The sequence below is a fragment of the Halalkalibacter sp. AB-rgal2 genome (assembly GCF_041821005.1).
Classification (GTDB): Bacteria; Bacillota; Bacilli; order Bacillales; family Bacillaceae_D; genus Halalkalibacter.
This window is the reverse complement of record NZ_JBGUAV010000028.1, coordinates 1-23,578: the sequence shown is the minus strand read 5'-3', so window position 1 is coordinate 23,578 and position 23,578 is coordinate 1. Positions and strand designations below refer to the sequence as shown.

The window sequence follows — 23,578 nt, the reverse complement described above, 5'->3', positions numbered from 1 at the left end:
ACACTTTTTTAAAAATTTTTAAACTTCCTATAACAACCTTCAATTATTTTTTTCGACAAAACGTGCAATTTGCGCAAACGCTTGACACTCATTTTTATCATTAGTATGTTTAATAATAAAGGAACCAAACCAAAATCTCTATGAACATGAGTACTATTTTAAGAAAACTGATTAATCTTATATGAGCAGGAGCGTGATTCCATGTTAAAGGAAGCCATTTATCATCGTCCTAAAAATGAATTTGCTTATGCAATTGACGAACGAACGATCCACATTCGTATACGTACGAAGAAAAATGACGTGCAACAAGTCATTCTCGTCCACGGAGATCCTTACGATTATAACGCAAAAGAGAAATGCTGGATTAACAAAGAAAAGGAAATGACTTATAACGGAGATGATGATTTATTTGATTATTGGATCGTTTCCATTGAACCAGAGCATCGGCGACTACGTTATGGCTTTAAGCTAGTGAATAGTCAAGAAGCTTTAGTCTATACAGAAAAAGGTTTTTATCATGAAGCTCCTACAGATTCAAGCTATTATTTTTGCTTTCCATTCTTAAATCTGGTAGACGTTTTCTCAGCGCCAAATTGGGTTAAAAACACAGTATGGTATCAAATCTTCCCTGAAAGATTTGCCAACGGAGATGCTTCGATTAACCCACCAGAAACACTTAGCTGGGGAGGCGAGGAGCCATCAACAACGAATTTCTTTGGTGGTGATTTCCAAGGAGTAATCGATCATCTCGATTATCTTCACGAACTCGGGATAACAGGAATTTATTTCACACCGATCTTTAAAGCGTTTTCGAATCATAAATATGACACAATTGATTATTTAGATATTGACCCTCAATTTGGTGATAAAGACACCTTTAAACGGTTAATCAAAGAATGCCATCAACGCGGGATACGCGTCATGCTAGATGCCGTTTTTAACCATAGCGGCTTCTATTTCCCACCGTTTCAAGATGTACTTGAAAAAGGAGAAGCTTCACAATACAAAGATTGGTTTCATATTCACGAGTTTCCAGTCCAAGCTACTGATCCTGCAAATTATGATACTTTCGCCTACGTTCCATCTATGCCTAAGCTCAATACTGAAAATAAAGATGTAAAGGATTATTTACTAAAGGTCGCTCGTTACTGGGTTGAGGAGTTTGATATCGATGGGTGGCGGCTTGATGTGGCCAACGAAGTCGATCATGCCTTTTGGCGCGACTTCCGCAAAGAGGTTCGAGCCATCAAGCCTGATCTTTATATACTAGGTGAAATTTGGCACGATTCGATGCCATGGCTCCAAGGTGATCAATTTGATGCTGTTATGAATTACCGTTTCACATCAGCGATCATCGACTATTTTGCTCACCAAACCATTGATGGAAAACAGCTTATACATTCGATCAACGCTGTCCGCAATTCGTATCCAGAGACTGTCAATGACGTCCAATTCAATTTACTTGGCAGCCATGATACACCAAGGATTTTAACCGTAAGTAATGGAAATAAATCACTCGTCAAGCTACAAATGATCCTCCTCTTTTCGATGGCGGGTACACCATGCATTTATTATGGTGATGAAATTGCAATGACAGGCGATCAAGACCCAGGCTGTAGGAAATGTATGCAGTGGGCGGAAGCAGAACAGGATCAAGACATGCTTACGTTTATGAAAACATTAATTTCATTTCGTAAAGAACACGAAGCATTCCGTAGCAACGAAGGTCTGCGTTTTTATACAGAGGCTGCGAAGCGAGATGTCATTGTTTACGAGAAACAGAATCTACTTTTTATCTTAAATCGACAGGAACGAGCAATATCTATTCCGATCCCGTCACATTGCAACAGTCAAAACGCAATCGATTTATGGACAAATGAGCAGATTTTATTAGGTGAAACGGTTACGGTAGACAAATTAGGTTGTGCCATTTACCAATTAACTACTTAAATCTGTGAGGATCGACTGCTTGTTGTAATCATTTTTTTGCGCATGGTATCCTTGTTCTGTCGCTTTTGCGGAATGAGGATTCCTTTTTTTTACCACGAGGTTTCTCATTCCTCTATTTGCTCGATTTCACCATGCTCTGCCTCTTTGTGGCATCCTTGTTCCTCTATTCCCTCTTTCCCTCAGGTGTTTTGACTCTTTTCAGGCGAATAGCAGAACCTCGATTACAGGACAATCCTTTTTCTTCTCGTTCCACCTCTTTTGCGGAATGAGGATTCCCTATCATTTTAATGACTAATCAAATCTCTACCTCGCCACAGTCATCGATGAGACCTTCCTAGCACCAACTTCCCTCAACAGTCGGGCTACTTGCCTTACCGTCGTACCTGTCGTATAAATATCATCAACGAGGACAATCGACCGCCCGCGCACTAACTCAATCCCATGCTCATTCAAGCGAAAAGGCTGATCAGCCACTTGCGAAATTCGCTGTTTACGGTTTTTCTTACTCTGCTTTTCACCTTCTACACGAGCTAACACATCGTAATCCTCTGCCCACCCTTCCATTAACAACGAAGCTTGATTGAAGCCTCTTGCTCTCAACCGTTTCTCGCTTAACGGAACAGGAATAACTAAATCCCCTTGAAAGAAATGACGATACATAACAGAAAGCTGCTTCGCAAAATAAGAAGCGACAATCGCATCCCCGCGAAATTTATACACAGCTAGCCATTCCTTCAAAAATGCATTATATTCGTACAGTGAGCGATTTATCGCGAGCATTCCCTTCGTATATTCCTGCTGCTCCCAGCGCCAGCAGTCAAGACAGACACCATCCTTTTGATATTGTATGTTCATATGTCTACTACACGTTGAACAACACCCTTCCCCTCCAAGCGTCACTAACTGCTCCGCACACATAGGACAAAGGGGCTCTTCTTCCCTTAATAACAAAACACTTTCCCAACTCGGCAACGAAAAAAAACACTCATGACAGCTTAAACAACGCATTAAAACCCTCCCTCTCTATTCATCAATTCAATATGTTGATAAGCAAGTCTCATTTCCTTTGAAATGCCATAATGAAAAAACATCACATCTCCAGCCGGGTAATCATGATGACGACCAACCCTTCCGGCAATCTGGACAAGCGCTGCCTCTGTAAAAACATCCTGCTCTGCACCGACGATCCCAACTTGAACATCTGTAAAAGTCACACCCCGTTCTAAAATAGTCGTTGTTACTAAAATCGGAATTTGCTGCTGACGGAATGCTTGAATATGCGGGTGGCGTTTCGTTTCTTTTGCATGTACGTTTTCATGCTTAAAGGAATGGCTTTGTAAAACACGTGAGAGGGAGTGTAACATTCGAACAGAGGAGACAAACAGGAGAATGGGCTTCTTTTCTTTCTGCATTTTCTCAAGCCATTTCGTTATACATTGTGGGAGCTGACCTTTTTCGATTTTCTTTTGCCAATTCCCACACCATGTAAATTGTGGCAAGGGCAATGGATGACCATGATATCGTTTCGGAATGTTGATTCGTTCAATATGAGGGGAATGAGTCCATTCTCGACTCGGCGTGGCACTTAAATAAACGAGGGAGGCGTCTTCTCTTTTCGCTGCTTGGATTGCATAACGAAGACTCTGATCGTAGGAAAATGGAAAGGCATCGACCTCATCTACAACAATCCAATCAAACGCATCGTAAAACCGCATCACTTGATGAGTCGTCGCTAGTACAAACTGCGCTCCATCCTTTCGATCTCGACTTCCACCATATAGGGCCGATATCGTTACGTTCGGAAAACTTTTTTGAAAACGCGGTAAGAGCTCCTTCACGACATCTGTCCGCGGTGTCGCAACAAGCACTCGCTTTCCGAGTACAAGCGCACGTTCTATCCCTTTAAAGATGACCTCAGTCTTGCCTGATCCGCACACCGCCCAGACGAGCATTTCTTTTTTCTCAATCACGGTTTGTTCGACCGCATCGGAAGCACGTTGCTGTGCTGGTGATAACGTCCCAGACCATTCCATTGGTTTCTCAAGCTTCGGATATACAGGACTTGATCCATTCCAACGATAAAGCGATTCACATTCACTTATCTTCCCTAGAAGCAAACAATGGCGACAATACGTGCAGCTTCTTTCACATTTCACACAATGATGCCGAGCAAACAGATGCGACTCTTGATTTCCACAACGCCGACATGTCAACGCAACGTCATGCAGCAACGCTTTCTCTTTAATGATCGCTCCTTTTTCTATTAAGCTTTCAAGCTCGTCATCCTCCAAGCGAATTTCAGAGCGTAATAGCCGTCTTCCGATTAGACTTTTCAAATTTGTTTCACCTGCTTTCATAATAATTAGTGAATCAGGTAGGTAATAGGTTTCGGTCATATGATTGGAGGCTATGTTTGCTCAAAGAATCATTTTAAATTTAGGATACGAGAGTATTTTCTTTGAATTCTATCCGTCTTATTTTCAGTAAATATTGAACTCATTAAGAGAAGAGGGTCCTTCTGCCATACTTATCAATTTTTATTTTCAAAAAAGCTGTCCTACCCCATGATAGAACAGCCTCTTTGCTGATTAATTAAATTTATTCCAAGTCACACCTAAGCTCCCTGCCCCTAAGTGAGTCCCAATCACTGGACCGAAGTAGCTGATGGACACCGTCGCACTCGGGTGAGTCTCTCGAATGGTCTCTGCTAGCTCTTCTGCTCCATCTTCACGATTCGCGTGAATGACGGTCACATCAAGAGGAGAGCCTTTCGATGCATCTTCAGCTAATAGTTGCAAAATACGGGCAAGCGCCTTCTTTTCTGTACGAACCTTCTCAAATGGGACGATACGCCCATTTTCAAAATGAAGGATTGGTTTAATCTTTAATAGATTACCAACAACGAGCTGCGCGGCATTTAAACGCCCGCCACGATGAAGATGATTCAAGTTATCGACCATAAAGTACGCTCGACACGTCTTCTTAAGCGACTGTAAATAATCAATAATGGTCGTACCATCTGTCCCTTCGTTCGCTAGCTTCGCTGCCTCTAGGACGTAATAAGCTTGAGGAGCACAGCTAATCTCTGAATCGAAACCGAGTACTTCAATCCCATTTACCATAGTAGCCGCCGTTTGAGACGTTTGATACGTACCACTAATTTTACTAGAAAGATGAATCGAAATCACTTGCTCATAGCCTTCACTCTTTAAACGTTCAAACAAGGTAACAAAATCACCTACAGCTGGTTGTGACGTCGTTGGAAGCTGTTCTGATGTAGCAATCTTCTTATAAAAATCATCTGTCGATAAATCCAATTCCTCACGAAAGGCTTCCTCTCCAAACACTACACTAAGGGGAACCATTTCAATTTCTAGTTGCTTTCTTATTTCCGCGCTTAAGTAAGCTGTACTATCCGTGACTATGGCAACTTTTTTCTCCATTTACATGTTCCTCACTTTTCTAATCTGATATAACCAACCTACTGTACATACTACTAGGAAATAAGAAACCTTTCAATCAATCAATGATAGCGATTTATCTTACAAGAACATAGCCCTTTTTAATAGCCTCCACAACAGCTTGCGTACGATCGTTCACACTCATCTTTTGTAGAATATTACTTACGTGATTCTTAACCGTTTTCTCACTAATGTAAAGCGATTCACCAATAGCGCGATTACTCTTTCCATCTGTCATTAACTGAAGAACTTCACATTCACGACGTGTTAAGAGATGGAGTGGCTTTTGATATTCCACTTCACGGAAGCCAACCGCACCTAATTGTTCTTCATCCTCATTAGCAAGACGGCGATACTCATTAATTAGATTATGCGTCACCTTCGGATGAATATAAGCTCCACCAGAAGCAACGACTTTTACCGCTTCGACCAAAGCATCCGAATCCATTTCTTTTAATAAATAGCCTGTCGCTCCTGTTTTCAATACATGATTCACATATGATTCATCGTCATGAATCGATAGAATTAATACTTTTACATCAGGGAAGCGTTCAATTAACTCTTTTGTCGCTTCAACACCATTCATATTTGGCATGTTAATATCCATCAAGATCACATCAGGCTCAAATGTCTCAACTAAATGAACCGCTTGCGATCCATCTTGTCCATCTGCAACAATCTCGATGTCGTTCTCCATTGCTAGTATTCTCTTTACACCTTCACGAAACAACTGATGATCATCAATTATGACTAATCTTATTTTTTCGTTCAATCCTCTCACCTCATCGTTTTACTTTGTCTATAACTCTTTCATTTTCAAAATACCGGTTAATGTTTCATACTTTTCATCAAAAGGAATTGATCCTTTCTTATCAAACATTACTTAAAGGAATCCCAATTACAATCGCTGTTCCATACTTAGGCTTTGAATGGATTGTTAATTGCCCCGATAACATGTTAACTCTTTCTTTCATGCCCATTAAGCCGAATGACCCCACTTTTTTCTCTGAAGGATCAAACCCTTTGCCATCGTCCTTTATAACTATTATAACTTTAGTCGGCTTATATTCAATTTTTACCTCAATATTTGTCGGCTCTGCATGTTTATAGGCATTTTGGACTGCTTCTTGTACAAGACGAAACGCTGCGATTTCCATTTTTTGAGGAAGTCTAATGATATGTCCCATTTGATAAAAGTCAGTGTTTATAAGGTGATGATCTTGAAAGGTTTTAAGATATTTCTTTAAAGTTGGAATTAAACCAAGATCATCAAGCGCCATCGGCCTTAAATCATAGATAATTCTCCTCACTTCCGCAAGGGAAGATTTTACCATCATCCTTAGGTCTTTTATCTCATTAAGTGCTTGATCAATTCCTTGCTCTCGATAAATTCGGTCTATTAGATCAGATCGTAAAAGCACGTTTGCCATCATTTGTGCCGGCCCATCATGAATTTCTCGCGATAACTTCTTACGCTCAGCCTCTTGTGCTTCAATAATTTTTAGCCCAAATTGCTGCTTCTCCTTCGCATCTTCTAGGACATCGTTAATATTTTTTAAATCGTTGGAAAGAAAGTTATACACGACAGACATCTGACTTGTAAGCTGTTCCGCCCGTTCTACAGTAGATTCCAAATCAATAAGTCGACGTTCAATTCGGTCTCGTCTATCACGGAGTTGCTTTTCCTCTTGCTCAAGAACGGCCAATTTAATTTGATACTCATTCGCTTGTTCATATGCGGAGCGAATTTCATCACTCGAGTGCTTGGAGAAATTTTTACTAACCTCCATTAAGCGATTTCGAGCTAAGCGAGCGTGTAAGCTCATCTGATCTGCTTGATCGATAACGGAACCTACCTTTAGTCTTACGTCCTTCAGTTCTTCCTTCAAAGCCGTATATTCATGTCGAGATTGTTCACTAATTTCAAAAATTTTTTCCCGACTCTCATCCACTGTTTCTAACGTCTTGTCTAATATCGAGTCAAGGGACTTATCTGTCGCCAAATTAATCAACCCTTCTTCATACACATTGTTTCCAAACATCGTATTTCACCACATTTGTTCTATTGTCTAGTCACTTACTATAGCGTTAGTTGAAATGTTTGCGATTATCCAAGCATTTCGCTATTCTTATAGTACAACAAATTTCGGCAAAAGAGTCGAATTTCTTCATATTTAAAGGGTAGTTTATGAACGACAACCCTACTTTAACAAAACTACATTACATTCGCATAACTGAGATTTGTAAAACTATCAAAAAGAGAGGAGAATTACTGTGTTATCTACATATAAAACGGTCAAAGAAACCAACTCTCATGAAATCATCATTCAAAAATCTCGTTTTATCGCTCATTTAAGTCGTTCTGAAAACGAGTCTGAAGCTCAACAGTTTATTGACCGAATCAAGAAAGAGCATTGGAATGCGACCCACAATTGCTCTGCATATGTAATTGGCGAACGCAATGAAGTCCAAAAAGCAAACGATGATGGTGAACCTAGCGGTACAGCAGGTGTGCCGATGTTAGAAGTATTAAAAAAACGTGAGCTAAAGGACACCGTCGTCGTTGTAACACGCTATTTCGGTGGTATTAAGCTAGGTGCTGGCGGTCTTATCCGCGCTTATGGTAGCGCAGTTAGTGAAGGGCTAAACAATATAGGTATTGTCAAGAGAACGTTAATGTCCATTATCCATACAGAAATCGACTACCATTGGCTCGGTAAAGTTGAGCATGCTTTACGCGAATCACCATATGAACTTAAAAAGACTGATTACCTAGAGCAAGTTGATATTCAAACCTATGTACCCATCGAGCAAACGACAGATTTCCAAGAATGGGTCACTAACTTAACAAATGGACAAGCAACAACGAAAGTAGGTAAGCAAGCCTATCTCGAATCGGTTATTACTAAATAGTTCACCTAAGAAAAACGCGACAGCGTCTTTTTATAAAATGCTGCGTCGTGCTCAGTCGTACAATAGGTTGAAGGATTCTGAAGTGGGATTCTTTCAGAATAACTTGTAACGAACGGAGCCGATGCACATTACTGAGTCTGCTTTCGTCTTCTTGATTCCCCCACAGTACTTCTAAGAATATTATACTTTTTTATCTTTTTAATAAAACAAATTTTGCTAAGATTTGCCTTTTTCTCTCTCTATCTTATTATCTAACATAATCATTATTCTAGCAACAGAAATAGTAAGAAAGCCACTCTTTCATTTAACTCTTTACGTAGTCAATCAAGAATAACCATAATTGTCTGCACTCTTTAGTGAATATCATATGATTAATCCTTTACTCTTTCGTCATTTTTAGATAAGATATCGTTGTATGTCTTAGAAAACTACTAATCTATATAAAAAGTGAGGCTTTTCATGGAAAATAGAAGTCTAAATCAAAAGAATAAGAAGAAGTCTTGGATTGTGAAGTCTCTTATCATATTTAGCATTGCATGTCTAGCTATATTAGGAGCTACTACTGGTTACTTTATTCATAAAATCAACAATGTAACAGCCGGATCTCAACAAGAATTAATCCGCGGTGAAAAATCAGAGCTTCGAGAAGACGCTGTAAACCCACATGACGACAATATGTCCATTTTACTTCTCGGTGTTGATACCCGTCCAGGTGAATCGAACGGACGCACTGATGCAATATTAATTGCTACATTGAACCAAGAGGAGCAATCTATTATCTTAACAAGTATTCCGCGAGATTCACGTGTTGAAATCGCTGGTCGAGGAGCACTAGACAAAATCAACCATGCTCATGCGTTTGGTGGCATTGATATGACAATTGATACCGTCGAACAGCTGCTTGATATTCCGATTGATTATTTTGCTCGAATCAATTTCCAAGCCTTTATTGATGTTGTTGATGCCATTGATGGAGTTGAAATAGAGGTGCCTTTCAACTTCGAAGAGAAGGATATGAATAACGATTGGATTCAATTCACTGAAGGAATGCAGCATTTAAATGGAGAGGAAGCACTCGCCTATACAAGGATGCGTAAGCACCCTCAAGGTGGTGGCGACATCGGACGAGGCCAAAGACAACAGCAAGTGCTAGAAGCGATCATTGAAAAAGGGACTTCCTTTTCATCGATTGCACGATTTGATAACGTTATCGATGCGATTGGTGAAAATTTAATTACAAACCTATCGTTTGGTGACCTCGTCTCCCTTCATTCTTATGCAGGAAACTTAAATAACATCGAGCAACTACAGCTAGGTGGAACCGATCTTATGTTAGATGGTATTTATTATTACGAAGTTGATAACGAATCACTTTTAGACATCAGAATTCAACTGAAGCAGCATTTAGACATTGACTTAACAAATGAGGAGCAACAGCATCTATTCATGGTAGAGAGCATTGAACATGATACTACAGAAGTTACTGAACCTCAACAATAAGAAAAATTAAAACAAGGCAGCGTAACTGTCTTGTTTTTTAATTCCCTTTCATATTTGCAATTCTTTTCACAAATTGCAAAAGAGGTTTCCGGTCTCCCATTAAACCAATACATTCCGCGTACAATTCAATCACCATAATAAGAATAGCCAATAATAAATAAGAAACCCATAATGTCGTCGTCGTAAAGACGATCGCGACAACTCCAAACAAAAGACTAAAAAGGTAGACAATCAGTACCGTTTTACGATGACTATACCCCAAAGCCAATAAACAATGGTGCAAATGGCCTTTATCTGGTGTCATCATGCTTTGTTTATTTAATATCCTTCTGACAATAGCAAATAGTGTATCAGAGATCGGTACAGCTAAAATGACAATCGGTAGCACTAAACTAAAAACCGTCACACTTTTAAAAAAACCAACTAATGAAATAACTGAAATGGCATATCCTAAAAATAGAGAGCCTGTATCCCCCATAAAAATAGAAGCGGGATACACATTAAAAAATAAAAAGCCAATAATACTTCCGATAAATACAATCGCTATTGATAAAACAAATAAGGACGACGCACCTAGATCGAATAAAGACATGACAAGAATCGTCATAAACGCAATTACGACAACACCACCAGCCAATCCGTCTAATCCATCGATAAAATTAATCGAGTTCGTTATACCAACAATCCAGACGATTGCTAGGACATAACCGATAACACCTAATTTAACCTCCCCTAAAAATGGTAGCGTCATATAAGGAATATTCAAACCAGATAAAACAACGATCGCAGCAGCTACTAACTGCCATATAAGCTTTGTTTTTGCTGTAAGTGTATATCTATCATCCATAATTCCAATTAAAACGATCACACTAGCTCCTATGGCAATACTCAAAAAATGCTCGTGCTCTGGCCTTATAATAAGTAAACCTGCCATGACCCCGAGAACAATCGCAACCCCACCTAAGCGCGGCATCTCATATTGATGCACCTTCCTCGCACCCACCTTATCAACAAACCCATAGCGCCTCGAAAAAGCCCGAACAGCCGGAACGGCACAGGCCGAAACAGACAAAGAAACTAAAAATGCAAATAAATAAATGAGCAACGATTAAAAACCTCCCAACACTCCCATCGAGCTACAGCTTTATGAGTAGTATTTACAAAGAGAGGTGAGGGTAAACAGGTATCACTATAAAAAAGACCTTACACGATCATTCGCATAAGGTCCGTTCTCATAATGAAATTCATTAACGTATACCACTTTTCATCATTGAAATCTTCTTCTCAATTGTTTTCTGCTTATCCTGTTGTCCCTCTGCCTGTGATTTATTTAGAACAACTAAGATCGTTCTAAACAATAAGACAATATCTAACCAAATGGAGTAATGACGAATGTAATATAAATCAAACTTCAATTTACTATCAGCACTCGTCGTATAATAACCAAACACTTGCGCAAAACCAGTAATCCCTGGCTTAACAGCACCACGATAGTAGAACCATTTGTTTTCTTTTTCAAACTTCTTCGCAAAATATTCTCGTTCAGGCCTTGGCCCTACTAAAGACATACTCCCCTTTAAAACATTTAGAAGCTGAGGCAGCTCATCGATTCGAGTCTTACGAATAAATGCTCCTACTTTTGTAATACGGCTATCTGAAGATTTTGCCAAAACCGGCCCCGTCTTCGCTTCTGCATCAACAATCATCGAACGAAACTTTAATATTTGAAATGGCTTATTATGCTTCCCAACTCGCTCCTGTTTAAAAAAGACCGGTCCACGATCCTCTAATTTAATCGCAATCGCTGTTGCAACCATAATCGGCGCTGAAAGAAGTAGTAAACACGCTGACACGATAACATCAAGTAAACGTTTCGCAAGCATTTGTCCACTCGAAAGAGTAAACGGCTTAACCTCAAGCACCATCGTATCACCAAGTGTCGTAAATGACGTTTTCATAATAAACAATTCATTTGTATTCGGGATCATATAAGCAAGCTGCTTTTGTTTCATTGCATAATATAAGATATCATTTTTCTTACGCTCAGTCATCGTCGATCCAATAAAGACGAGTTCATATGGCTTCATTTTCATTTTAATATCTTTCATCAGTAAATCCTTATTCAACCATGAAACGTCATCTTTTCTCTTAATCACCTTTGAGTCTAATAGATTCTCTCTAATAAGGTCTAGCTCACTTTCGTCTCCTATAAAAAGAACGTTTTGACTCATTACCTTACAGGCAATTCTCACATACATGCTCTTCCAGAAAAACCACATCACAAACATGAATGAATGTGATAGGAAGATAACCGATCTCGGTAATGAAAACTCACGGAACAAAAAGGATGCCGCAATTGTCAAAACCATAATTCCTAACGAGACGACAAGCAGCTTACGAAAAATCTCTGTATAGTCTCGCTTCACGAGCCGGTCAAGCTCAAATATATAAATAAACAACACAGCCATTAACAATATCCAAGGCATAATACTAACAAGCGCCTCAATATTCCGTGGTTCAATTAATGTATGGTAAGATGCCAGCTTAAAAGCAGCTAAATACGCAAGCATTAGAAGGGATAGATCAATCAGGATAATAAATAAACGCGACGTGCGTTTCGGAAACATATTCGACATCGATCTCTCCCCTTTTTAATAATGATTGATTTCTTTTTCATTTTATCATGTAACCCAATCAAGTGGGGGCATATGCATAGAATTCATTAACTTTACACAAAAAGAGATGAATGATTACGAAATTACCTGTAACATCATAACATACATTCCATTACAGCGCCATAACTTATGTCGAATACTAAAATACCGTATACCTAACTTGTTCACAAAAGTTCAACTTATTAGCCAAACCAAACACATCAGTTAGCGTAGCATTTACGATGCATAAAATTCGTTTAGTACACTACACTCGAATCCATTGAATACTATAGATGTATCCTCTTATTCTTCTCAAATCCATTTAATATGTCGAACAAAAAAGCCTAGGAAATGATCCTAGACTTTTAGCTTCATAGATTAACGATATTGCACAACGTCAAAATGTAACCGCGGGTTCTCTAATTGATTGTACATATTTTTGATTGTTGACACTTGTTTTGTTGCCCATTGAATATCTGTAGCGTATTGATGATTCCCAGGACGAGCTGGATTCCATCTCATCTTGTAAAGAGTATTCTGTTGATCTCCATTATGAACATAACGTTCTCCTATGAACTTCGCTCCACCTACAATAGCGGCTTCAGGAGTAAACCAGCCTGCTCTATAAGCATATTCCGAACCAGACTTCACAGCAGTCCCATCATATGCACCAATTCCAAACATATTATACGTTTTACGAATATTCCTTAAACTACCACGATTGGAACTAGTAACCATTACGGCATTTCCTGAAGAATTCAAACCGACTTCCACTCCATTTGCAAGTGGAGAACCACCGTGACCTGTTTCAAGTAATGCATGAGAAATTAAATAAACTTCATTTAATTTATGTTCTTTACCTGCATCTATAAACGCTTGTCCTTGACCGTCAAGAATCCCCTTACCACTAAGCAACCGATTAATTTGTGATGCAGATACACCTACACTAGATGATAGCAGAAGGTGTTGAAATTTATCGTTTTGATCCGGATCTAAGAAACGTCGTACATCCTCACGTTTCGCATTTCTCCAAGTGTCATAGCGAACCTCATGCCAAGAATTGCCTAGATTCACAACATTCAAAGTACGTCCATTAGAGGCTACTCCATAACTATGACTATTAGCAGTAGCTCTTTCCCTCACATTTACATTTGCAGTAGTCCTAGCCGTATAACCAGCTAAAGAACTATGTACATATAGCGTTTGTCCATTGTACCTAATCTCATACCATTGAGTATTCCCAGATACGGAAGATCCATTAACAGTTCCTCTAATTTCTACACTTGTATTACGTGATACAGTGGCTGACACACTTGATGTTGTATTAGGACCTGTACGTAAGTTCACTCCATCTCCGGTAATCGTACCGGCTACATTAACATAGCTCGCACTTACAAAAGCTGTATCATTCCGATATAAATCAGATTGAGGACTGCGATTCATTTGTGTGTTAAGTGCTTGATTTAATGTTACGTTAGCTTGGTAGTAAGTTGTAATTTCTTGACCAGCCACTTCTTCTAATTTATCAAGAGTAGCTTTATTTGCTATCCCTGTTGGCTCTAAACCATATTCTTCTTGAAAAGCTTTCAAGCGCGCTTCAGTTAAAGGGCCAAAATACGTCGTCGTATCTCCAGGTACTGTAAAACCTGCTCTTCCAAGTTGGATTTTGATTTCTCGAACATCCTCATGGTACATTCCTTTTTGTAGAGGACGTGTTGCAAGGTCTTTTAGTAAATCTTGTGTTCTTTTATCGGCAACCCCTGTTTTAGGCAAATCATTCGCTGCTTGAAATTCTCTTACTTGTTCTGTAGTAGCCGGACCATAATTTTGATTGGGATTATTTGATACTGTGAAACCCATAATAGCTAAATGTTCTTTTAATGTAATAACATCACGATGCCTAGTCCCATTGTAAAATGCACCTGCTATTACCTCATTGATTTTGTTGATAGTTGTGTTATTAGCAATTCCATTGACTGATAACCCATATGCTTCTTGAAACTCTCTTACACTACGTTCTGTAAGTGGACCATAATACGTCGTTGTATCTCCTGGAACCGGAAAGCCTAGCTTACCAAGATTAATCTTAATCTCTCTTACATTTTCATGATACATACCATTTTGTAACGGTCGGGTAGCAAGTTCATCTAACAGTTCTACAGTTTCTTTATTTGCTATTCCCGTTACATTAAGTCCATACGCATCTTGAAACCCTCTTACTTTGCGGGTTGTTATAGGGCCATAGTTTCCATTCGGGTTGTCAGAAACACGGAAGCCCATAATAGCTAAATTTTCCTTAAGTTTAATAACTTCTTCTCGAGTCATAGATGCAATTGGATCATTTTCGATTAACTCTATTAATTTATTTAACGTCTCTGATCCTGCAATTCCATCAACAGTCAGTCCGTTCGCTTCTTGAAAAGATTTTACTCGTGATTCTGTTAACGGACCAAAATATGTGGTCGTATCTCCCGGTACAGTATAGCCAACCTTGCCCAAGTCAATTTTCAACTGAACAACGTCTTCTCGATACATCCCTTTCCTTAATGGACCTGCTGCGACTTCCTCTAATAATTGAATAGTAGTACTATTTGCAATTCCTGTTGCTGGCAATCCATAAGCTTCTTGAAACTCTCTTACTCTTTGAGTAGTAATAGGTCCATATGCTCCATTTGGATTATCAGACACTTTAAAACCCATTATTTGCAGATTTTTCTTTAAATTTATCACTTCTTGAGTCGATAAACTATCCGTATTACTATCATCTAAAAAGTCTGCTAGCTTTCTGAGGGTTTCTGAACCAGCAATTCCATCAGCAGTTATTCCAACTGATTGTTGGAATGCTTTAACTCGCGATTCAGTTAATGGGCCATAATACGTCGTTGTATCTCCTGGAACAACAAATCCAGCATTACCTAAGTCAACTTTCAACTTAATAACGTCTTCTCGATACATCCCTTTTCTTAACGGGCCTGTTGCCAACTGCTCTAGCAAGTTAAATGTTTCATCATCTGTAATCCCGGTTATAGATAGATTAAATTCCTCTTGGAATTCTCTAACTTTTTGAGTTGTTAATGGACCGTAATTTTCATTAGGATTATTTGAAACTTTAAAACCCATTATTTGCAAATGAATTTTAATATCAATTACTTTCGGATCAGACATACCTGATTGAAAATAAACTTCATTTTGTTGGCTGGCTGAAATGCTAGAGGATGTAATTTGTAACTCCTCTTCTTCCTCACTAATCACTTCTTCTTTTGACTCAATTGTATTTGCTTCATCAAGAATGAAGAAATACAATTGCTCATCAACATCACCTGTCACATCTAAATCTAGTAATTGTTGGTGGGTTTTGATAGTCTCTTCTGTTTCTTTATCAAATTGCTCATCCATATTCTCAAAGCTATAGCCTAAAACTGATAACGCTTCTTTCAGATCAACTACTTTTTCACTCTCAGTTCCAAGCTCCAATAAAAAAAGAACTTCTTTTTCCTCAATTGAGGTCACTTCAGCAAGACTGGTAGTAATCGGTACGAATATGACTATAGTTGCAGTTACTCCACATAAAAAAGAGTGTCTTGTCCGTTTTAACATGTACAAACTCCTTTCAAATCTAAAAAACTTTCAAAGCCCTATGTATAAATAACCACAAATAATGCAATAAGTAAATACCTATTTAAAAACTTAATATGTAAATTTAGACATAGAAAGGTCTATAGAATCACAAAATGTAAAAAGGTATATTCGTAGTAAAATATACCTTGCTTTAAATTATACTATATCAAAACCAATTTTTTTTGATTTTTTTGGAATTAATAAATTTCCTTTTTGTATTTTTATTTTTCTACTACTGCTATTTATTAATTGCTCTAAAGCTTCTTCGAATTTCAAGATTTCAAATTTCCTACCAGAAGCAAGTAAAACAATATCATTTTCTTTCCCCTCTTTGACGTATCCACAAATATTATTTTGGATAGCTTTTCTTCTAATTTTATTTTTTAATCTTTTTACATATTTACCATTAAGATAATATTTTTTAGTGAAGATATTATAATTAGGTATATTCGGTACAAAAGCCTCTTTTACAAAGCCACTATCTAACATCGTATAAATACTTTTAAAGTCAAAATGAAACTTCTCATTTCGTTGATCTATTGTTTCAGGAAAATAGTAATCAATAATATCTTTAGGTAAATCTCTTGCTTTCCCTTCAAGTGGGTATAAGTGCATAGCAATTTGCGGTCTAGAATTTACCTCATTAATAAAACAAGTCCCCTTTTCATCATCAACAATCATATCAACAGAACCTACTTTTAATCCTTCAATACTTCTTACCGCATTGATTGCGTATTGTTTAAATGTTGGATTAATAGTATCTGTCACATCAACCGGTTCTCTTTCTTTTACATATGACCCTTGTGCTCTTAAAAAAATCCGTTTACCTTTTTCAATTTTACTTTTTAATGTCAAACCTTGCTTATTCAAGAAATCAATCATATCATCATTCATTTGAATTTTTCGTGCATTACTCACATGACGAGGATCACTTTTCTTAATTTGATTTTTTCTTTCTACTAATTCTGTTATTGTACTTTTCCCATCCCCAATAACATTGGCAGATAAAAATTTCACAACACCTGATACTTTATTACCAACAACGTAGACACGATGATCCAACCCTGTTATGTATCTCTCTATCACAATGTCATAAACTTGGTACTCGTTTATAATATGATCAATGGCCTGTTCGACTTCTTCCACTGATTGTAGGTTTGTTGCGACGCCTCTTCCACTAGAAAGATTTGTCGGTTTTACAACAATTGGGAAACCTAACTTATTAGCGTAATCTTTCATTTCATCCTTTGTATGATCTTTTCCAAATACATTCCCTTCTGGTACAGGTATATGATTCTCCCTTAGGATATTATACGTTTTACCTTTATCTTGACAATCATCAATAGCCTGTTTTGATACTAGATCTCCTCGACTAACCTTAAAATGATGCTCTCTTTCTCCGTTAGACAATGAAAACGAGAGCGAATGATTAAATGCATTTGCTCCTCGTTTTCTGCTGATAAATTTTAGCGAAAGCCCTCTTCTCCAACCCTCTAAAGCAATTGCATATATATCGAATTTATAAGAAGTTACATCAGGTGGTAAGGAATATTGTAAATGTGGTAGCCAATTATCGTTGTTTACTTTCATTTCAAGCATGATCGTTCACCTCATTGATAAATTCATTTTATTTTAAACAAGCTTATAACTTGATCCTAATTTAATTTGTTGAGCCCTCACATCTAACCCCATCCATTCACTTGCTAACCTTGAAAATCGCTTTTCATCACCAGTTGTATAGAATTCATATACGGGGTTGTCACTCTTTTCCCTAAGCCCTTTATGATAGAGTATGCTACTCACTTCACGAGCTGTTTCATCTCCTGATGATATAAGTACTACTTGATCCCCTACAACTTCTTGAATAGCACCTTTTAATAACGGATAATGTGTGCAGCCTAATATCATCGTATCAAACAAATAGTTTTGTAATTCTTGTAAAGTGCTTCTTACAACTTCATACGCTACTTCTGTATCATAAATCCCCTGCTCTACTAAAGGAACAAAAGGCGTGCAAGCTAAACTTGCAACTTCCACTTCACTATCTATTGCCAATAATGCTTTTTCATATGCTGCACTACTGATAGTACCTTCAGTTCCTATTACAGAAATTTTTTTATTATTTGTCACTTTTAATGCACTAATAGCTCCTGGTTGCACTACTCCTATTACAGGTATAGTAAGTTCTCTCTTAACTTCCTCTAATACAACAGCTGCAGCAGTATTACAGGCTATCACTAACAACTTTACATCTTTTATTAACAGTTGATCAATCATTTCCCATGTAAATTTTCTTACTTCTTCAGATGTACGAGGACCATATGGACACCTTAGGGAATCACCTATATATATGATCCCCTCTTTAGGTAGTTGTCTCATTAATTCACTCGCTACTGTTAATCCTCCTAAACCAGAATCAATTACCCCAATAGCCTTATTCAAACGATTTACCTCTTCTTCCATTATTTTACTTAAAATACTTTTACTTTTACTTTTCTTTTTATTTTTCCGAATTTTCTAAAAGGCATTGCAAACTTCCACGATGTACTTCTTTTCATTTTTTTGTTTTCTTTTTCTAATTGATCTATTTCTTTATTTATATCCTTTAAATCACGTTCTAAACGTTTTAACGCTGATTCCACTGACTTAAGCTTATTTACATTAAATTCCTCACTTATTTCAAAGCCAATTTTAATATGTTCCTTCAAAATTTCTTCTTTTACATTAGTAACTTTTGCTAGTTTTTTATTGCTGGTAATAACATCCTTGAATGTACTCACTACATTTTTATTTGTACCACCAACGACAACTTCAATTTCTCCGTTAATTGTCTTTTTTATATAACCATTTAAATTCGATGCTATCGCTTTGTTTTTCAGCCATCGATGAAAGTTGTATCTGTTTACTTGACCAGAAACTGTATATTTTTTAGCATAGAAAGTGCCTAATGGCGCTTGAGGTATTTCAATTTCCACAGCTGAACGGTTTTGGAGCGGTTCAAGAGCGATATTAAAATCAAAATAGACCCTTGAATCATGAGTATTCATCCCTCTAGTTTCAGGAAAATAATAATCAATTATAGCAGCAGGGATATCTCTTGCCTTTCCTTTTATAGGATACAGTATACCTCCAATTTGAGCAGTCGGGTTTAATTCAATAACTACTGCATTTTGTCCCATAGGTTGTTGGTGATTGACGATAATATCAACACCACCATGATATAAACCAGGTATTGCCTTTATAGCTTTTACAGCAATTTCTTTAATCTCATTTGCCAATGTATCCGTTACATCAATCGGATCTCCTCCTGATGAAATATTTGTTTTCTCTCTAAGATAAATCAACTTTCCCTTTTCAGGAACACTTTCTAATGTATAACCATCATTTCCTAAAGATTCAATAATTTCTTTATCAATATTTATTAAGCAGCTAAATAGCCTTGGATTTTTCTTTCTTTGTTGGTTTTTATCTTCAATTAACTGTTCTACCGTTTGGATACCATCACCTACAATATTAGCAGGTACGCGATTGTAAGCAGCCACTGCCTCAGCATCTATTACGTATATCCTGTACTCTTCTCCTAATACAAATTTTTCTACTATCACATCTTTATAGCCCAATTCATTACGTACATAATCAATTGCATTTTTAAGATGTGAGTCATTTTTTATATTCGTTATAACTCCATTTCCGAGACTACCGTTAGTTGGCTTTAACACTAATGGATAGCCAATCTCATTCCCGTATTGAAGAATTTCATCATCGGAGGCCTCTGCTTCGAATCCTTTACCTGAGGGAACAGGTACATCCGCTTCTTTCAACCAAACCTTAGTTAATTCTTTATCAGACCCAATTCGAACAGCTTCGTTCGTAACTTTATCACCTCTAGTTCTAAAAAAATAATGAGTACGGTTCTCTGAACTTAATGAAAACAGTCGACCAGGTGGGTTCACTCCAAAGACAACCATATTATCATTTTCAAAGAAATCATGATCTTTAGTATACCACTTTAATCTCAATCCCCTTCTCCATCCTTCTAACGCAACTGCATAAGCACACAATTTTGTTTTTCGTGCACTATTAACTATGTCATTTGGGAGATGAGGGAGTGATATTTGAAATCCATCTTTCATTTATTTTTCTCCTCCATTTTTAACTTCTCTTATATTTTTTAATTAAATCTCCGATTAACCGTATAGGATATGTCAACTTCCATGAAGTACTTGTACTTATTTTTTTATTTTCCTTTTGTAAATTTCTAAGCTTCAGTTCTGCCTGGTCATATTCATTCTTATATTGCTTGTATAATTCTAACTGCGTCTTAATATCATTCTTTATTTCGAAACCCACTTTAACTGGATGTGTATAGCTACTTTCATATACATATTCTACATGAGAACGTTCTGGATCATTTCTAATTTCATACTCAAATTGCTCCACTCTTTCCTTATCAGTTCCTGCAACAATGACTTCAATCGAATTATTTTCACCTTTAACAACCATACCATTTAGCTTATATTCAAAAGCTGCTTTTCTCAACCCGCGATGGTAGTCAATTCGTTGTACTTCTCCATGGACTTTAAATTTCTTAACGTGTATTCGTCCTATAGGCATAGAGGAAACAGTTGAAACTTTAGCTGTATTTGAAATTAATGGATACAGAACATCAGATAAATCAAAGTATAACTTATCCTTATCAGTATTAGATCCAATTGTTTCTGGGAAATAAAAATCAATTATTGCAGCTGGTACATCTTTAGCTTTCCCGTATATCGGAAATACTAAAGACCCAATTTGTGCAGTAGGATTAATTTCTAATACATGTATATCTTCGACTTTTAGTAGTTCATTATCTTCAAATATTAAATCAACAGCTCCATGAATTAATCCTGGAATGGCTTGAATAGCTTTTACCGCTACTTCATGTACACAGCCATTTAACTGTTCAAACACACTAATGGGATCTCCACCAATAGAAATATTACTTTTATTCGTTAAATACAGTTGCTGACCTTTATCTAAAACATCATTTAAATTAAACCCTTGCTTTTGTATATATGAATTAATTTGTTGATCAACTTTAATTAAACAACTAATCAATCGAGGGTTTGAACTTCTTAGTTCATTTTTTATTTCAATGAGTTCCTTAACTGTATGAAAACCATCACCTACTACATTAGCTGGAATTCGTTTAATAGCTCCTACAACTTTTTGATTTACCACATATAGACGATATTCATCCCCTTTTACAAATCGTTCAATAATAAATTGGTCACTAAACTTTTTAGCATATAAGATAGCATGTCGTAGTTCTTCGATAGTTTCAATATTCGTTGTAACACCACGGCCAAAGCTTCCATCTAAAGGCTTAACCACAACAGGAAAGTTAATTACTTCAATATATTCCAAAATAATTCCCTCTGATGTTTCAGAAGAAAACACTTTACCTTTTGGAAAGTTAATATTTCTTCTTTGTAATGCTTCTTTTGTTCTTTCCTTATTTGCGCCAATTTCAACAGCTTCATTTGAAACTTTATCTCCTCTAGTTCTAAAGAAGTAATGAGTTTTTTTTTCAGAACTTAATGAAAACAATTTCCCTGGCTTATCATCAAACCATGTCTTCATTTCTTTGAATTTTTCTGAATCCTTAACATGCCACTTCAACGTTAGTCCACGACGCCAACCTTCTAATGCAATAAGGTAAGCATCAAACTCTGGACCTCTAGCATCTTCAACTACTTCCACTGGCAAATGTGGTAGCCATTCTGCTTTTCTATCTTCACTCATTGTATTTCCTCCTAATTACTTACAACTCTTGCATAACACCCTTATACGCTTGAAATTTTTTCCTGTCTAATAAATCATTTATTAACCTTTGTTCAGCTTCTAAATAACAATCACCAAGCCATTGATCCGTTTGTATATTAAATTGATCATAATTTCCAGGTTTAGGAGTGAACTCTCCAAATATTAATTCATTTTCTGATTTTAAAAAATCAACTCTTATAAAAGGGGCAGGTATTTCACTGCTAATGTATTCTGCCAAATCTATATCTGTAGCATTAATTCCCATCCCATTATAGAGCATTTCATCATATTTGCCTGTACTAATACGCTCTCCTTTATTATTCCACCAACAATATTTAACAGTTGGATAACGTTTAATCTCTAGTATAAGTGCGACCTTCCCATAAAAACAATAAAATTTAAAATCTCTAGCAGGTTCATTCCTTTCAAAATTGCCAAAGATTAACTCTTCGACTAGCCATCTATCTCTATGAACCCATTTTTCATTAAGGTCTTGTTGCATAGCGTTTTTTAGTTCTTGAGTGCTAGACAGTGTTCGTTCTCTTTTCACATCAAAAATTTGGTTCTCATGAAAGTGTAAATAAACACCTCTTGATCCAGCGCCATATTGCGGTTTAATAACACTATTTTGTAATAAAGGAATTCGATTTTTATTATAAAAAGATTGCACCCAAGGTCTTCTAACACTTAGTTTATCTACAAAATGATAAGCCGTCTCCTTATCATCTAATACCAATTCTGGAATATTAGTAAAAACTTGCTTTGTTCGTGCTCTCATGCTAAGCATGGCACTAAAAGATGCAGCTTGATGAAGTTCAACATTTCCGCTATTCTCAACCTCACGAATAAGAAATTCTGGTATGCCCGTTATTCTAAATCCTTCTAGTGCTCGTGCATAAATATATCCTCTTAATTCGCTTTTTTCTTCTCTATACTCTTTTGCAGCACTGGTTATAGCTCTGTCAAATCGAAGGTTATTAAATTGCTTATTCTTTGTGAGATCCTCTATGTACTCAATGATTTCACCTTTATCCTTCGCTTGCTTCGCTAAATCTTTAAACGTACTTTTTTCCACCTCATCTTGTATGAATTTTGAGTTTATCATTAATTGATGAAGTTCTTTTGTTAGTATACCTTCTTTTTCTTTAGATTTTTTATACTGATGAACAAGTTGATCATAACTTTCCTCTAGATGGATATAATGGTTGCCATTCCATAACAGCCGATAAAAAAATTTAATTCTTTCAAGCAATACAAAAGCTTTCCTTATAAAAAAAGAGTATCGCCAAATACGACTTCTCCTTATATACTTTATTTTTTTCTTCTCATTTCTTATTTCATCCTTTAGTTTATTTACTTTTGCCTCAACATAAACAAGGCGATTTAACACAGATGATACAGGGTGTGTATTACCTTTATGAACACTCAAAGAACCAACATCCTCCTTTGTTATTAAAACCGCGAATTTCTAGTAAGAATGCTTTTACTTCAACTTTCACATTTTAGTCTTATAAAACCATAAATCTCATTAGAAATGCGCGGTAAAAAATCCAAGAGGAAATCTCTATACGTTCTTTAAAATAAACGTTTAACAGACTTCCCCTTTATACTCCAGTTAACAGTGACCAAATTATATATTCAGTCTCCGTTTATGCTGCCCATACCCGAACTGCG

Annotated in this window: 16 protein-coding genes; 3 read left to right on the top strand and 13 right to left on the bottom strand. The window is 36.9% G+C overall.

Translation table 11 applies throughout. From position 1 onward, the window contains the following. The first annotated feature begins 201 nt into the window (after positions 1-201). Positions 202-1,950: a glycoside hydrolase family 13 protein gene (locus ACERJO_RS17530; protein ID WP_373648323.1), complete on the top strand. Its 1,749-nt coding sequence runs from the start codon at positions 202-204 to the stop codon at positions 1,948-1,950. 303 nt (positions 1,951-2,253) lie between these two features. On the opposite strand, the gene ACERJO_RS17525 is transcribed toward ACERJO_RS17530, so the two are convergent. From ACERJO_RS17525 to ACERJO_RS17505, 5 genes are all read right to left on the bottom strand, one after another. Then, on the bottom strand, positions 2,254-2,958 hold the full coding sequence (locus ACERJO_RS17525) for a ComF family protein (protein ID WP_373648322.1): 705 nt from the start codon (positions 2,956-2,958) through the stop codon (positions 2,254-2,256). Next, positions 2,958-4,286 (bottom strand): ATP-dependent helicase ComFA, encoded by a 1,329-nt coding sequence (locus ACERJO_RS17520; protein WP_373648321.1) that lies wholly within the window; start codon positions 4,284-4,286, stop codon positions 2,958-2,960. Before ACERJO_RS17520 ends, ACERJO_RS17525 begins: the two co-directional genes overlap by 1 nt. Positions 4,287-4,538: 252 nt before the next feature. Next, entirely contained in the window at positions 4,539-5,393 is an 855-nt protein-coding gene (locus ACERJO_RS17515; protein WP_373648320.1) for a DegV family protein, read from the bottom strand. A 94-nt stretch (positions 5,394-5,487) separates the two neighbouring features. Next, entirely contained in the window at positions 5,488-6,183 is a 696-nt protein-coding gene (locus ACERJO_RS17510) for a response regulator (protein ID WP_247102875.1), read from the bottom strand. A 100-nt stretch (positions 6,184-6,283) separates the two neighbouring features. Next, the gene (locus ACERJO_RS17505) at positions 6,284-7,453 is read right to left on the bottom strand and encodes a sensor histidine kinase (RefSeq protein WP_247102874.1); all 1,170 of its coding nucleotides are present in this window, start codon (positions 7,451-7,453) and stop codon (positions 6,284-6,286) included. Positions 7,454-7,685: 232 nt separating this feature from the next. Between ACERJO_RS17505 and ACERJO_RS17500 the strand changes: the two genes are divergently transcribed. Further along, positions 7,686-8,324, top strand: coding sequence for a YigZ family protein (locus ACERJO_RS17500; RefSeq protein WP_373648319.1), 639 nt, complete (start codon positions 7,686-7,688; stop codon positions 8,322-8,324). Between the two features lie 459 nt (positions 8,325-8,783). Next, positions 8,784-9,824: an LCP family glycopolymer transferase gene (locus ACERJO_RS17495; protein WP_373648318.1), complete on the top strand. Its 1,041-nt coding sequence runs from the start codon at positions 8,784-8,786 to the stop codon at positions 9,822-9,824. A 37-nt stretch (positions 9,825-9,861) separates the two neighbouring features. Here the strand turns inward: ACERJO_RS17495 and ACERJO_RS17490 are convergent, their stop codons facing one another. The 8 genes from ACERJO_RS17490 to ACERJO_RS17455 all read right to left on the bottom strand — a co-directional run bounded on the left by ACERJO_RS17490 (position 9,862) and on the right by ACERJO_RS17455 (position 23,333). Further along, positions 9,862-10,929: a glycosyltransferase family 4 protein gene (locus ACERJO_RS17490; RefSeq protein ID WP_373648317.1), complete on the bottom strand. Its 1,068-nt coding sequence runs from the start codon at positions 10,927-10,929 to the stop codon at positions 9,862-9,864. Between the two features lie 142 nt (positions 10,930-11,071). Beyond that, positions 11,072-12,460: a sugar transferase gene (locus ACERJO_RS17485; RefSeq protein WP_373648316.1), complete on the bottom strand. Its 1,389-nt coding sequence runs from the start codon at positions 12,458-12,460 to the stop codon at positions 11,072-11,074. A 396-nt stretch (positions 12,461-12,856) separates the two neighbouring features. After that, positions 12,857-16,075 (bottom strand): peptidoglycan-binding protein, encoded by a 3,219-nt coding sequence (locus ACERJO_RS17480; RefSeq protein ID WP_373648315.1) that lies wholly within the window; start codon positions 16,073-16,075, stop codon positions 12,857-12,859. A gap of 177 nt (positions 16,076-16,252) precedes the next feature. Beyond that, complete coding sequence (locus ACERJO_RS17475; protein WP_373648314.1) at positions 16,253-17,695, bottom strand: ATP-binding protein; 1,443 nt, start codon at positions 17,693-17,695, stop codon at positions 16,253-16,255. 33 nt (positions 17,696-17,728) lie between these two features. After that, positions 17,729-18,559, bottom strand: coding sequence for a glutamate racemase (racE, locus tag ACERJO_RS17470; protein WP_373648313.1), 831 nt, complete (start codon positions 18,557-18,559; stop codon positions 17,729-17,731). An 8-nt stretch (positions 18,560-18,567) separates the two neighbouring features. Next, positions 18,568-20,229, bottom strand: a complete 1,662-nt coding sequence (locus ACERJO_RS17465; RefSeq protein ID WP_373648312.1) for an acylphosphatase — start codon at positions 20,227-20,229, stop codon at positions 18,568-18,570. A gap of 19 nt (positions 20,230-20,248) precedes the next feature. Beyond that, complete coding sequence (locus ACERJO_RS17460; RefSeq protein ID WP_373648311.1) at positions 20,249-21,883, bottom strand: acylphosphatase; 1,635 nt, start codon at positions 21,881-21,883, stop codon at positions 20,249-20,251. Positions 21,884-21,902: 19 nt separating this feature from the next. Further along, entirely contained in the window at positions 21,903-23,333 is a 1,431-nt protein-coding gene (locus ACERJO_RS17455) for an ATP-grasp fold amidoligase family protein (RefSeq protein WP_373648310.1), read from the bottom strand. Positions 23,334-23,578 lie beyond the last annotated feature (245 nt).